At 29.9% G+C, this 13,482-nt stretch carries 12 protein-coding genes and 1 pseudogene; 12 read left to right on the top strand and 1 reads right to left on the bottom strand.

The genetic code is table 11. The features are described from left to right. The first annotated feature begins 53 nt into the window (after nt 1-53). The 5 genes and pseudogenes from ACLNCW_RS01725 to ACLNCW_RS01705 all read left to right on the top strand — a co-directional run. Nucleotides 54-1,331 carry a hypothetical protein gene (locus ACLNCW_RS01725; protein ID WP_424845261.1) on the top strand — a complete coding sequence of 426 codons (1,278 nt, stop codon included), beginning with the start codon at nt 54-56 and terminating at the stop codon, nt 1,329-1,331. Nucleotides 1,332-1,662: 331 nt separating this feature from the next. After that, entirely contained in the window at nt 1,663-2,022 is a 360-nt protein-coding gene (locus tag ACLNCW_RS01720; protein ID WP_424845260.1) for an SAG1252 family conjugative relaxosome accessory protein, read from the top strand. 9 nt (nt 2,023-2,031) lie between these two features. Continuing rightward, nucleotides 2,032-2,397 (top strand): plasmid mobilization relaxosome protein MobC, encoded by a 366-nt coding sequence (gene mobC, locus ACLNCW_RS01715; protein WP_424845259.1) that lies wholly within the window; start codon nt 2,032-2,034, stop codon nt 2,395-2,397. Further along, nucleotides 2,384-4,246 carry an SAG1250 family conjugative relaxase gene (locus tag ACLNCW_RS01710; RefSeq protein ID WP_424845258.1) on the top strand — a complete coding sequence of 621 codons (1,863 nt, stop codon included), beginning with the start codon at nt 2,384-2,386 and terminating at the stop codon, nt 4,244-4,246. The genes mobC and ACLNCW_RS01710 overlap by 14 nt, the downstream gene beginning before the upstream one ends. 14 nt (nt 4,247-4,260) lie before the next feature. Continuing rightward, a pseudogene (locus ACLNCW_RS01705) lies at nt 4,261-4,605 on the top strand (helical hairpin domain-containing protein); the annotation flags it as partial. 104 nt (nt 4,606-4,709) lie between these two features. On the opposite strand, the gene ACLNCW_RS01700 reads toward ACLNCW_RS01705, so the two are convergent. Continuing rightward, nucleotides 4,710-5,573: a helix-turn-helix domain-containing protein gene (locus ACLNCW_RS01700; RefSeq protein ID WP_424845257.1), complete on the bottom strand. Its 864-nt coding sequence runs from the start codon at nt 5,571-5,573 to the stop codon at nt 4,710-4,712. 192 nt (nt 5,574-5,765) lie between these two features. Between ACLNCW_RS01700 and ACLNCW_RS01695 the strand changes: the two genes are divergently transcribed. The 7 genes from ACLNCW_RS01695 (at nt 5,766) to ACLNCW_RS01665 (ending at nt 13,464) form a co-directional block, all read left to right on the top strand. Further along, the gene (locus tag ACLNCW_RS01695) at nt 5,766-5,936 is read left to right on the top strand and encodes a PhrA family quorum-sensing system peptide (RefSeq protein ID WP_049535054.1); all 171 of its coding nucleotides are present in this window, start codon (nt 5,766-5,768) and stop codon (nt 5,934-5,936) included. Between the two features lie 102 nt (nt 5,937-6,038). After that, complete coding sequence (gene pneA1 / locus ACLNCW_RS01690; protein WP_247933249.1) at nt 6,039-6,263, top strand: lichenicidin A2 family type 2 lantibiotic; 225 nt, start codon at nt 6,039-6,041, stop codon at nt 6,261-6,263. 6 nt (nt 6,264-6,269) lie between these two features. After that, entirely contained in the window at nt 6,270-6,458 is a 189-nt protein-coding gene (gene pneA2 / locus ACLNCW_RS01685) for a two-peptide bacteriocin subunit PneA2 (protein WP_000786759.1), read from the top strand. A gap of 118 nt (nt 6,459-6,576) precedes the next feature. Continuing rightward, a complete protein-coding gene (locus ACLNCW_RS01680; protein ID WP_247933250.1) occupies nt 6,577-9,567 on the top strand; it encodes a type 2 lanthipeptide synthetase LanM family protein in 2,991 nt (996 codons plus the stop codon). Between the two features lie 177 nt (nt 9,568-9,744). Beyond that, nucleotides 9,745-10,449 carry a flavodoxin family protein gene (locus ACLNCW_RS01675; protein ID WP_033607257.1) on the top strand — a complete coding sequence of 235 codons (705 nt, stop codon included), beginning with the start codon at nt 9,745-9,747 and terminating at the stop codon, nt 10,447-10,449. Next, nucleotides 10,430-11,359 carry a M50 family metallopeptidase gene (locus tag ACLNCW_RS01670; RefSeq protein ID WP_033607259.1) on the top strand — a complete coding sequence of 310 codons (930 nt, stop codon included), beginning with the start codon at nt 10,430-10,432 and terminating at the stop codon, nt 11,357-11,359. Before ACLNCW_RS01675 ends, ACLNCW_RS01670 begins: the two co-directional genes overlap by 20 nt. After that, a complete protein-coding gene (locus tag ACLNCW_RS01665) occupies nt 11,356-13,464 on the top strand; it encodes a peptidase domain-containing ABC transporter (RefSeq protein ID WP_424845256.1) in 2,109 nt (702 codons plus the stop codon). The genes ACLNCW_RS01670 and ACLNCW_RS01665 overlap by 4 nt, the downstream gene beginning before the upstream one ends. Nucleotides 13,465-13,482 lie beyond the last annotated feature (18 nt).

Raw genomic sequence — 13,482 nt, 5'->3', positions numbered from 1 at the left:
TTTATTTTAAAACATATAGTTATTTCAATCAATATATTTATCGGAGGTTTCGTATGATGAAAAAGATAAGAAGTTCATTATATAGTTTATTTATTAATAAGCCTATGAAATGGCATTATTTTGTAACGATTTTTATAAACAGTATTTTTCTTTTATTTTATTTTATTAGTATGCACAAAACATTTGATCTACTAGGAATACTTTCTTTTATTTTTCTAATAGGTTTTGTATATATAAATCATAAGAAAATCGATACAGATTTAGGCACTATAAAAATCCAAATGTTAAAAAACGTACAGAGAAAAGATATAGAGTATTGGTGTACACTAGGTATTAATTTTCTGACTTATATATTTATCTTCATCTTGTACATAAGTATTGAAAGTTGTAAACAGTATTTTATTTTTGATCTAAAATGGTTAGTGAGTATATTGCTAGTTTATCGTCTAGTGTTTGATCTTATAAAGATTGCCCCATTCATTTCTTTCATCTATATTGTAATTCCAATAATAGTGCTTTCAGTTATTGGAATTAATGATTCGTTGTTAAATTGGACCTTTGTATCTCTAATATTAGTAACTATAGTTAATCATTTATTAACTAATGAAATTCAATATTTCCTATCTAAAAGAGAAAGAAAGATAGCATTTAAAGAACATTCACTAAATATTAGATTGTTTAGAATAAAATGTAAAATCTTATTATTTATCCCATTGTTATACTGTTCTTTATTGTTTTCAGAAATTATTTCGAAAAGCGAAATTTTTTTATATTTGATAAATCGGATGTCCAATACTAATCTTGAAATGGGTGAAAATTCATTACTATCTTTTTTTAATTTTTACACAATAGTAATAAAATTACTATTTTTAACATTTTCAATAGTAATTTGGGGAGAATATAGCGACAGTATATTGAAGAAAATTGCCAGATTGTTAGTAATTAAAAAAAATAACAACTTTCACAATATTACCAATAGTCATAAACCTAATCATAGTATTTGGATTTTCTTTATACTGCTACTATCGACTTCAATTGTAGTTTCACAGTTATTGTATAATGATATGAGATCGAGATATAGAGGTAGCTATTATTTGTTAGTTAAGGATGAAGAAAAAAATTACAAAATAGATAATAATAAAAAATTATCTTTTCAAAATCAAAAAATTAAGATTGAGGGGGAGGAATTTTTTTACGACAATGCCAGTATGACGATAAAAGATAAAAATAAAGAAAAAGTGGGAGAAATAATTGACTCAGAGATAAGGATTAATATCCAAGATAAAAATCTAATTTATGTTTTAGAAGATTCAGATAAATATAAAAATTAATTTTCAGAGAGCATTTGCTCTCTTTTTAATCCCCTCATTTCTCTGTGATAACTTCTTCAAATAATCCTTGCTATCCTAATATCATCCTAAGAAAATCAATCCTCAATTTTCTACTGGGGGTTTGGGGGCGAAGTCACCAAGTTATCTTATCGTTGGCTGTCAAAACTGGAAGGTTTTGGTCGGTTGGCGATATGATTTTTGGGATATTGTGGACACAATATCTGAGCTCGCAAAGACCGAACAAGGAGAGACCGAGGTCTTTAGGAATCGTACTGACAATGTGAGGCAGCCTTACATTGTCAGACAAGTATAATGTTGAAAGGATGGTAAGATGGGACAAGAAATTAAGTTAATCCGTAAGCAATTTAGAATCACGAGACAAGAAGAAAAACAGATAAAAGAAATGATGAGGGAACAAAAAGTGGATAGTTTCTCAGAATTTCTTCGTCAAAATTTATTGAAAAAGAATTATCAGGATAGAATTTTTGAAAGTTGGTTCTCCCTTTGGCAGTCTCAAAAGTTTGAACAGATTAGTCGAGATATGTATGAAGTTCTGGTTGTCGCAAGAGAAAATCATCAAGTGACTCAAGAGCACGTCTCAATCTTATTGACTTGCGTTCAAGAATTGATTGCAGAAGTGAATCAAGTGCAGCCACTCAGTCGTGAGTTCCGAGAAAAATATATGGGTTAGGAGGATGTAATGGTTTATCGCTATCGTACCAATCTCAAAAAAGTATTTCTAACTGATCCAGAATTACACCAATTGAATGAACGGATTGCTAAGAGCAATTGTCAAAATTTCTCAGTCTATGCCAGAAAAGTTTTGCTTAATCCCAATATGTCATTTGTCACGATTAACACTGATACTTATGACCAGTTAGTTTTTGAATTGAGACGGATTGGAAATAACATCAATCAAATTGCGCGTGCGATTAATCAAAGCCATCTGATTTCTCAGGAACAATTACAAGAATTGAGTAAGGGAGTTAGTGAGTTAATTACTGGAGTGGAGAAAGATTTTCAAGTTGAAGTGAATAGACTGAAGGAGTTTTATGGTAGTCACTAAACACTTTGCGACGCATGGTAAAAAATACCGTAGGCGTTTGATTAAATATATCCTCAATCCAGATAAAACAGATAATCTAAAATTAGTATCTGATTTTGGCATGAGCAATTACTTAGACTTCCCTAGTCATGCAGAAATGGTAGAGATGTACAATGTCAACTTCACCAATAATGACAAGTTGTACGAATCCAGAAACGACCGACAAGAAAAAAACCAACAAACTATTCATGCTCATCACCTCATTCAATCATTTTCTCCTGAAGATAATCTGACACCTGAAGAAATTAACCGCATTGGTTATGAGACCATGATGGAATTGACAGGAGGTCGTTTTAAGTTTATCGTAGCAACTCACACAGACAAAAATCATGTTCATAATCACATCCTAATCAACTCTATTGACCGCAATTCAGATAAAAAGTTGATATGGAACTATGCCTTGGAACGAAACCTCCGTATGATTTCAGACCGTATTTCTAAAGTGGCTGGGGCGAAAATTATTGAGAAGAGTTTTTCTTACCGTGACTATCAAAAATATAGGCAGTCTAGTCATAAATTTGAATTAAAGCAACGTCTTTATTTTTTGCTGCAGCAATCTAAATCGTTTGATGATTTTTTAGAGAAAGCAAAGCAGTTGCATGTTCAGATTGATTTTAGTCAAAAGCATAGCCGTTTTTTGATGACAGATAGAACGATGATAAAACCAATTCGAGGACGCCAACTCAGCAAACGAGATCTATATGATGAAGAATTTTTTAGAACGCATTTTGCTAAGCAAGAGATTGAAAGTCGTTTAGAATTTTTGTTGAACCGTATCGATTCTATAGAAGATCTAATAACAAAAGCAAAAGAATTGAATCTAACCATTGACTTAAAACAAAAAAATGTAACTTTTATCCTGGAAGAAGATAATCAAAAGATAAGTTTGGGTCATCAAAAAATAAGTGATAAGAAATTATATGATGTCAAATTTTTTCAAGATTATTTTAAAAATAAGGAAGTCATTGATTCAGAAGGATTAGAGAATTTACAGGAACAGTACCATGCTTTCCAAGAAGAACGAGATAAGGATAAAGTATCCACTGAAGAGATTGAGGAAGCCTTTGAGACATTTAAGGAAAAGAGAGATGCTGTTCATGAATTTGAAGTGGAACTTGCAGAGAACCAAATAGAGAAGCTGGTTGATGAGGGCATTTATATCAAAGTGTCTTTTGGTATTAAGCAGAGTGGTCTCATTTTCATTCCCAATTATCAATTAGATATTCTGGAAGAAGAGAATCAAACAAAATATAAAATCTTTATACGTGAGACAACTTCATACTTTGTATATAACAAAGAACATTCGGATAAGAATCAGTATGTCAAAGGACGAACATTAATAAGACAGCTAACCAACGATAGTCGAGTAATACCATACAGAAGACCTACAGTTAAGAGTCTACAGGAAAAGATTACTGAGATTAACCTCTTCATTGAATTAACTGAAGCAGATAAGAAATACCAAGACATTAAAGACGAGTTAGTAAAAGAAATAGCAGAGATAGATATAAAACTAAATCAAATTAATGAAAAAATCGCCAACTTAAATAAGATGGCGGAAGTGCTTATCAATTTAAAGAGTGAGGATGTGAGTAGTCGAAAGCTTGCAAGATATGACTTTTCAAAATTAAATTTGCCAGAATCAATTACAGTAGAACAAGTAAGCGAAGAAATAAGAGCGTTTCAAGGGGAGCTAGATCATTATCTTTATGAGTATGAGAGCTTAATAAAAAATTTAGAAATGTTTGTAAAAGTACTGAATGATAAGGAATTTGATAAAAAATTTAGTATAGAAATACTATTGGAATAACAAGAACTAATCCTAAAGATGAGTTAATCAAGGAAATCGCCCAGCTGGATTTGACCATTACAGATTTGCAGGATAAGGTTGCTCATCTAAACAAGGTAGCAGAGGTCTTAATCGATCTCAACAACTCAGACCCAGAAAATAGAAGACTGGCAAAATATGACTATGCCAAGATGAACCTGACTTCAGCTATCAAACTGGAGCAGGTGGAGAAAGAAATCGAAGAAAATCAAAGATTTATTACTAAATGGATAGATGATTATGATTATAAGGTTAGGAGATTAGAGAATTTTATCAATATACTTGATAACACAAGAAATCAAAATGTTACCAAATTAGAACGGGCAACAAAATCAGTATAGTTATTTGAGATACCATGGAAAAATTATAAGGCTGATAGTATTAATTTCACTATCAGCCTTACAGGTTATTTAACGTTTCAGAAAAACTATAATGTCAAGATTAACTAAACAGTATCTAATTCTTTCAAATAATTTTCTATCTTCATCAACATTAAAGGATTGTTATAAATCTTACATAACTCTCTTGCTTCTATATAATAATTTTTGACTTGTTCTTTGTCTAGAAATTTGGCTCCAGAATTTCCTACAAGAATAAGTAGAGGAGCCAGTTGGTAGCTTGTCTGTCTTTGTTTACAGAGTTCAATCGTCTCAAGAGCTTCTTGGATGGCTTCGTTATATTTTTCCTTTGACACTAGGTAGTGAGCGTAGTTGTAACGAACTCTGATGTAGCCAAATAAAAACTCTTGATGCTCAAAATTTTTTGTCTGATATAACTCCATTAAATGAGAGTAGTTTGCCTCATATTCTTGTTCACGACCCACTAAGGAATAGAAATTAGATAGAGTATTCAATGCCTTTAAATAAATCAGAGTATTTGAGGAGACTTTTAATAATATATTTTCCAATGAAGAAATTGCCTCACACTTACTGTCATATTGATAGAAGTCAATAATAGCTTTAATCCATTCAAGGTAAGTTCGGTCTTCTAGTGTTAGAAAAGTACTTCGTTCAATCTCTATTCTATAAATATATTCCAAATTGTCATAATTTCTGTCATCTAATAGTCGAGCAGATAATTGCTTAAAATTAGAGAGGTTAGATTTAATTTCAATTTGTTCATTAAAAAAATAATCTAATGGTACTTCAAGTCGTTGGGAGAGTTTGAACAAAAGGTCTGCGGAGGGAATGAAATGTCCTCTCTCAATTTTACTAATCTGGCTTTGTTCACAAATTCCTTCTGCAAGAGTTTGTTGGGAGAGTCTCAACTCTTTTCTTTTCAATCTGAATTTCTCTGCGAGTGTATTCATTAAAGATAATAATCCTTCCTATTTGCTTAATTTCATTATAAAACTTTTAGTTCAAAATAGCAAGTTAAAGAAATAAATAATTCTTTATGGTAATAAAAAAAAAAAAAAAGTTCAAAATATAATAAAAATACTTGACTGAATAATGTATATATGTTAGAATAAAAACAAGGAAACAGAAAGGGGTTTCATTGCATGAGAAAAAAACGTGGAATTAAAAAAATAGTTACATTTGCATTACTAGGTGTTTTTATGTTTAGTAATACAATTCCTTACCAACAATTCATTCAGAAGAATAAACAATTGGAGATTCGAGTGCAATCACAAAAGAAGTCCAATGGTCTTGATGTTGGGAAGGCAGATTAAAACCCGGTATTTTGCACGAGAATGATAGAGTTATAATTTATCTAAAAAAACAAAAAATATAGAGCAACTTATTTAACTTTTTATAAGGAGGAGTTATTACTTATGACCAACTTTAATTCAAACGAAAAATTTTGTGGAAAAAGTTTAAAATCATTGTCTGCTGATGAAATGAGTTTAATATATGGTGCATCTGATGGTGCAGAGCCACGTTGGACGCCTACTCCTTTAATTTTGAAATCAGCTGCAGCTAGCTCGAAAGTATGTATTAGTGCACTTGTTTCTGGTATTGGGGGGCTAGTTAGCTACAATAATGATTGTTTGGGGTAAATTAAAATGAAAAATGATTTTGTAATCGGAAAGAGTTTGAAAGAATTATCCCTTGAAGAAATGCAATTGGTTTATGGTGGCACAGATGGTGCTGACCCTAGATCAACAATTATATGTTCTGCTACATTAAGTTTTATTGCATCATATTTGGGTTCAGCTCAGACTCGTTGTGGCAAAGATAACAAGAAAAAATAAAATATTCAATTTTAAAAAATAAAAGTTGCTCTTTATTTTCCTCTCTCGTAACTAATAATTTTGAGAGAGGTTTTTTATTAAAAAACAATAGTAAGTCGTATAGGTTGGAGGTAAGTAAATGAAATATAAAATTAAAAATGTGCATAAAACATTGTTTATTAAGGAAAGATATCAAATATTATCTGAACGAAATGATAATTCCTTAAATAACTTTTCATTAAATAATTGGCGTTCTACAATGTCAATTATTTCTGAAAAAACTTTTGAAGAAATGTTGAAATTAAATAATTACAATAAAAAAATATTTTCTAACACTGTGAACTATGATTATACTGAGGAACAGATAAGACTATATTCAGAATATGCTGAAAATTCGGAATGGTATAAATTTGCGGAGGGTTCATTTGAAATATTTAGAAAACATCCCCAAAGAATTAATTTTAAGAAAGATTTTTCTAGAATTTTGGAACCCTTTATTATTAATTTGCTTAAATTAATCAATAATTATCTAGATAATAAAGAATACGAGTGGGTTGACAAGAATGGAAATATTCTTTCCTCTCTAGTATTTTATTTAGAAGATTTAATCTATCCTTGGATTGTTAAACCTTTGGTTTTAGAGATAAATTCATTGCGTGAAAAAGGTTTGCTTGAAGGGGAATCGGAGCAGCAACGGTACAAATATTTTATAACATTGCTTGACAAGGAAGAGCATCTATTAAATTTTTATAACAAATATCCCGTTTTATTGAGGCAAATATCGGAGTCTTGTCTTCGGTTCTATACTTATTTTATAGAAATTTTATCAAATTTAGAAAATGATTTTAGTGTATTAGAAGAAGAATTTGGGCTAAGGGGGAAATTAAATGATATAAAATTTGGAAAGGGTGATACACACAGCGAAGGAAAAACGGTTTTGATACTCTTCTTTGATGACGCGAAAATTGTTTACAAGCCTAAAAATTTAATAATCAATAACTCACTAAATACTATTGCTGAGTATATCCGAAAGGTTGATGAAAAAATTAGGATAAGAATACCTCGAACTATTGCTTATTCGGATCACAGCTATGAAGAATTTATTGATTATCTACCTCTAGAGCAAAAGAAAAAATTACCTGAATATTATTATAATTTCGGTGTGCTTTTAGCATTTATATATTTATTTAATGGGAGTGATATACATTTTGAAAATTTGATTTCCTATGGAGATATGCCTGTAGTAATAGACTTTGAAACAATGTTACAGCAACCTCTATTTGATGATAAAACTGCTCAGAGTTTGCTGGATATTCTGTTTCACAGGGTGACTCGAACTTTGCTTCTTCCAACAGAGGGAGTGAAAAGGGAGGATGGTCTTGATGTTGAGATGAGTGCTCTTACAGGAAGTTTTAAGAAGGATGCTTTTAATGGTCAAGTTTTAATTAATTTAAATACTGATAAGGTAAAGTTTGATATTGGGAAAATTGATTTTGAAGGTGGGAAAAACCTCCCTATTCGGGATGGTGATATAGATTTTGATAAGTATATAAAAGATTTCAAAAGAGGTTTTAGGGATTTTTATCTGATATTTGAAGAGTTAAATAAAACAGAAGAATTTAAAATGCTATTAAAAGCAAACTTGTATGGTTTAAAGACAAGGGTACTTTTTAGAGATACAAATAGCTATGCTTCAGTACTATCTTTTTTATATCATCCTGATTTTTATGAAGAAATGTTAGATAGAGAAAAAGCATTGGAAAATCTCTGGAGCAATAAGTTTTCTAATCAAGGTATTGTAGCAAGTGAATGTGAACAAATGAGGTTATTAGATATTCCGATTTTTTATACAGATACACATTTCAACGAAATCTACGATGATTTTGGAAATCATTTTATTTCCCTACATCAATTTTCTGGATATGACTATTTTATGAAATATTTACCTAACAATAATTTGGAAGATTTAGAAAAGCAACTTGATATCATTGAAATTTATTTTCCAAGCTTTAATCAGCGAAAAAAAGGATACAAATTAAACATATCTAATAGAAAAAAACTCCAAAATGAAAGTTTACTTACAATTCTGCATAATGAAGTAGAGAATATTGCAGACTCTTTGGTTATTAATAATATTTATGACGAATATCCAATTTGGAGTATACCTGTTAATTTTAAAGATTCAAAATGGTGTCTTGAACAAACGGGTAATGATATGTATAGGGGGAGAGCTGGAATACTACTGTTTATGTACTATGTAAAATTATTGAAAGATAAATCATCATATACTCAACTGTACAATAAAATGTTATCTGCAATTCCGCCATCTGTTTCTTTATCTAAGACCACATTTGGTTTAACTGGTGATCTAGGATATTTCATTGTTCTATCCATTATAGAGGATTACGATACAAATACTCTCGCATGCTTAAATTATATAAAGAGTGTTTTAACTGAGCTTGAAAAGACTAATTTTGCAAGTGTTTCAAACAAGTCTGACTATATTAATGGTCTTCTACCTTTAATTAATACACTGATAAGATATTATAGGAGAGGAATAGAGAGGGAACGTGTTCTAAGGCTAGTATTAAGTTTAGGTGATACGCTATATAATGATGTAAGCGAGAGAGATAATAGTAATTTTGGATATAGTTTTGGTCATGGACTATCAGGTGTAATTTTTACATTGAAAAATATTTATAAAGAGACAAGACTTAAAAAATATAAAGAATTAATTTTACAACTAGTTCCTAGGGAGAAAGTCCAAATTCATTCTTTGAAGTGGTGTAGTGGAGAATTTGGGACATTAGTTAATTATCCCCAAAGTGTTCCAGAGGAAATTGTAGCTAGTTTAGATAATGATACATTTTGCCATGGAAGTATGGCCATAATAAATTTTTACATCGACTTCATGAAAGAAATGGACACTAGTATGGAATTGGAGTCTTTATTGTGTAGTGTTATAATGAATAAATCAAAAGAAGGAGAGTATCGTATCGTCCAAACAAGCAATTTTCCAGATTTTTCTTTGTATACAGGTGTCACTGGTATTGCTTATACTTTTTTAAGGTATATCGCACTGAATCAGAATGATAAAAAGATAGTTATCCCCTCATTACTTGAAATCTAGCTTAATTTATAGTTTTGTTTCTAAAATTGAGGTGTTCACTTATTAAGTAATATAAAAATACCAAGATTGACTAGTTTAATACAAAACATATGTAATAATGTGAGCCAACAAAAGTCTGTTTTTGAACCATACTATCTTGAAAAATCTACTAAATTCAAATTGAGAGGATGAATTAAAATGAATAAAATATTTATATATGCAGGAGTGCGAAATCGTAACTCTAAGACTTTAGAGTATACTAAGAGACTTTCAAGTATCATTTCTAGTAGAAATAATGTTGATATATCTTTCAGGACACCTTTCAATTCAGAGCTAGAAATATCTAATTCTGATTCAGAAGAGTTGTTTCAGAAAGGAATTGATAGGCAAAGTGATGCTGATGATGGAGGCATTATAAAAAAAGAGTTATTAGACTCTGATATTATAATTATCTCTTCTCCTGTATATTTACAAAACGTATCTGTGGACACTAAAAACTTTATTGAAAGGATTGGGGGGTGGAGTCATCTTTTTCGATTAGCTGGAAAGTTTGTTGTAACATTAGATGTTTCTGAGAGTAACGGCTCTGATAATGTGTCAGAATATCTTAGAGATATATTTTCATATATGGGAGGACAGATCTTACACCAAGTTTCAATTACCAATTCACTCAAAGATATTGCAGAGGCTCAGTTGATGGAGGCAACTTATAAAATTGAAGATGTACTTGAAGGGAAAATTAAGTACAAAACAACGGATTATCAAGAAAGAGCTTACCAGACATTAAAATTAATTTTAGAAAATTATGATTCCGAACATTTTGAGAAGATATATTGGGAGAAAAAATGCCTTTTTGAAGCTAATAGTTTAGAGGAATGGTATTATGTTAAAAATATTAAATAACTCTGTCATATATTTATGTTTGGCGCCGTTATTATTCCTATTATTGATATTTTTTCCAAATGATTCATTAATCTATTTTTTTCGATTGATTTTAATTACGTTAATATCAATTACATTACATGAACTAGGTCATTTTTTAGTGGGAAGATGTTTATCTTATAAACTAGAGATGCTTGCTACTCCCTTTTTCTTCTATTTTAGAAAAAAAATGTATTTCAAATTTCCAGTGTTATTAGCATTCGGTTATTGTCAAATGAGTAATAGAAACATTACTAATGAAAAAAATAGTGATAGGAATTTGGTGTTCTACTTCTTTGGGGGAGGTGGAGCTAACCTAATTGTCGCAATATTAGCACTTTTGGGATTTGTGCCGTACACATCAGAATTTTTTATTTTGAATATAATTCTTTTTATAGTCACGGTATGTTTACCAATTGATGGAACAGATGGCAATGCTATTAGAGAGATAGTTTTGTATTCAAAAGATTCAAAAACATATCAGAGATTCTTTGCGAACAGTCTCTATAATAATCCTTATATAACAATCGACGATTTTGCAAAATTAACCTCTAAAGAAAAATCTTTTTTTTCAAAATTTGAAAAATGTTTGATAAACCTTTACTTTGAAGTGAAAGGTGAAGGGTCAGCATTTACAATTGCTAATCATGAAGTTTTTGATTCAAATATTCAGGAAAATATTATCCATGAGTACTATAAATTACTACATAAATCTTCTGATTGGATTATTCCACAGAACTTATCTTTAGAAGAAGTTGTTTTTACCTTGTCAAACTATATTTACTCGAAAAATAATAAATATTTAGAAAAGATTAAGTATCTAAAGAAATTAGTAGATTTTAGACAAGAAGAAATTATCGACTTTATTTTGAACAAGGAGGAAGTATTGTGAAAATTCCAATGATATATCAAATGGAAAATTCAGAATGTGGATTAGCATGCTGTGCCATGATATTGAACTATTTTAAATATGAGATTTCTTTAAATGAACTACGTGAAATCTACCCATCATCCAGATCTGGATATTCTCTCCTATCTATAAGTAAAGTTTTAGGAGATTTTAATATAAGTTCTCATGCTTTTAAAGCTTCGGTAAGAGATTTAAAACCGCTCAGTTTCCCACTCATTTGCTTCTGGGAGAGTTCTCATTTTATTATTCTTGAAAAAATTAGTAAAAACAAGTTTTATATTTTAGATCCTGCAAAAGGCAGGCAGAGAATGTCAATAAGTGAATTTGAAAGGCATTATTCAAATATCATTTTAACATTTAAAAAGTTAGATAGCTTTATGTCTCGTAAAGATAATAAGAAGTCGCCTGTTTTAAAGTATTTTTTTAAGTATAGGAATAAGCTAGGGATTTTATTTTTTGTAACAGCATTATTGTATGTAATACAATCATTAGTACCTATAGCTAATAGATACATAATTGACACGAATTTCAAGGACGATTCGTATTCGTCTAGAATGTTATTTACTATATTATTTATATTTACTGTTTCATTCTCACTAATGTATTTATTAAGACAGATATATGTTGCATCCTTAAAATATATAATGGATAAAGAGATTAGCTATGATTTTATGAAACATTTGATATATTTACCTTACAGTTTTTATGAAAAACGTACTTTAGGGGATATACTTTTTAGAGCTAACTCTATTGTTTATATAAGAGAAATACTATCAAATAATTTTATAGCAGCTATACTTGATTTGTTAATGATTGTGGTTTATGCTGTGGTTTTATTTAGCTTTTCTAAGTACATGGTGATCTTTTTAATATCACTAAGTCTAGCTCTATCTATTGTAATGTATCCAATCATAAAAATCTCAAAAAATTTAATTGATAAAAATATAAAAGAAAAGGTTAATGTTCAAAATATTACTTCCGAAGTAATTTCTAAAAATAGTGATATTAAGCTAACTGGAGAAGAGGAATTTTGGATTAACAAATGGGATAATTTTAATACAAAACAGCTCATCATAGGTCGAAAACTTGATATACATTTATCAATTGTTAGTAGTATAACGAATGTTTTACAAATTATTCTCCCTGTTTTGACCCTTATTGTAGGTGTAAATATAAAAACATTCGAACAATTGACGTTAGGACAAATTGTAGCAATAAGTACAGTCTCACCATACTTTATTTCTCCTATAATTTCTTTAAGTGATAACTATATACAATTAATGTTATTAAAGGGATATTTTTTAAGAATAGAGGATGTGTTTAATACTAAATCCGAATTAATTCCAGAAAGAGTCAGTCAAGATATAAAATTTGATAAAAAAATAGAATTAAAAGATATTTGGTATAAATATGGATTATTTGATGATTATGTTTTGAAAGGAATAAATGTTACTATTAAAAAAGGAGAAACTGTTGCTATTGTTGGAGAATCAGGTTCAGGTAAGAGTACATTAGTTAAAATTTTATTAGGTTTATTAGAACCTAATATTGGTTCAATAGAAGTTGATGGAGTAGAAAAAGAAGAAATTGGTCAAACATCGTATAGAAAGATTTTTGGAGCAGTGTTACAAAATTCAACCCTAAGTTATGGTACCTTAAGAGAGAATTTGACATTTGGACACTTTGTTTCAGATGAAGAATTAATGACAAATCTAAATTCAATTGGTCTTAGCAATGTAGTTAAGTCTTTACCTCTTGGATTAGAGACAATCATCGCTGAAGAAGGTAATAACTTTTCTGGAGGGCAGCAGCAAATGATACTTTTAGCTCGTTGTCTTTTGTCGAAACCTTCGGTAGTTGTTTTGGACGAAGCAACAAGTAGTTTAGATAATTTATCTCAACAAATTACAACTTCTTACTTAAGTGAAATCGGTACCACTAAGATTTTAATTGCCCATCGACTAGATACTATCAAGTCTGCAGATAAGATCTTAGTAATGCATAATGGTGAAATTGTAGAGATTGGGACCCATAGAGAACTTCTTGAACTAGGAGGCATTTATAAGCAATTGTATTCAAATAATTAGTTTTTGATTAAAAGGGTA

The sequence above is a fragment of the Streptococcus sp. CL6.22 genome (assembly GCF_049738055.1).
Taxonomy (GTDB): domain Bacteria; phylum Bacillota; class Bacilli; order Lactobacillales; family Streptococcaceae; genus Streptococcus; species Streptococcus mitis_DJ.
The sequence above is the reverse complement of the archived record's forward strand: the minus strand, read 5'-3'. Positions and strand labels throughout refer to the sequence as shown.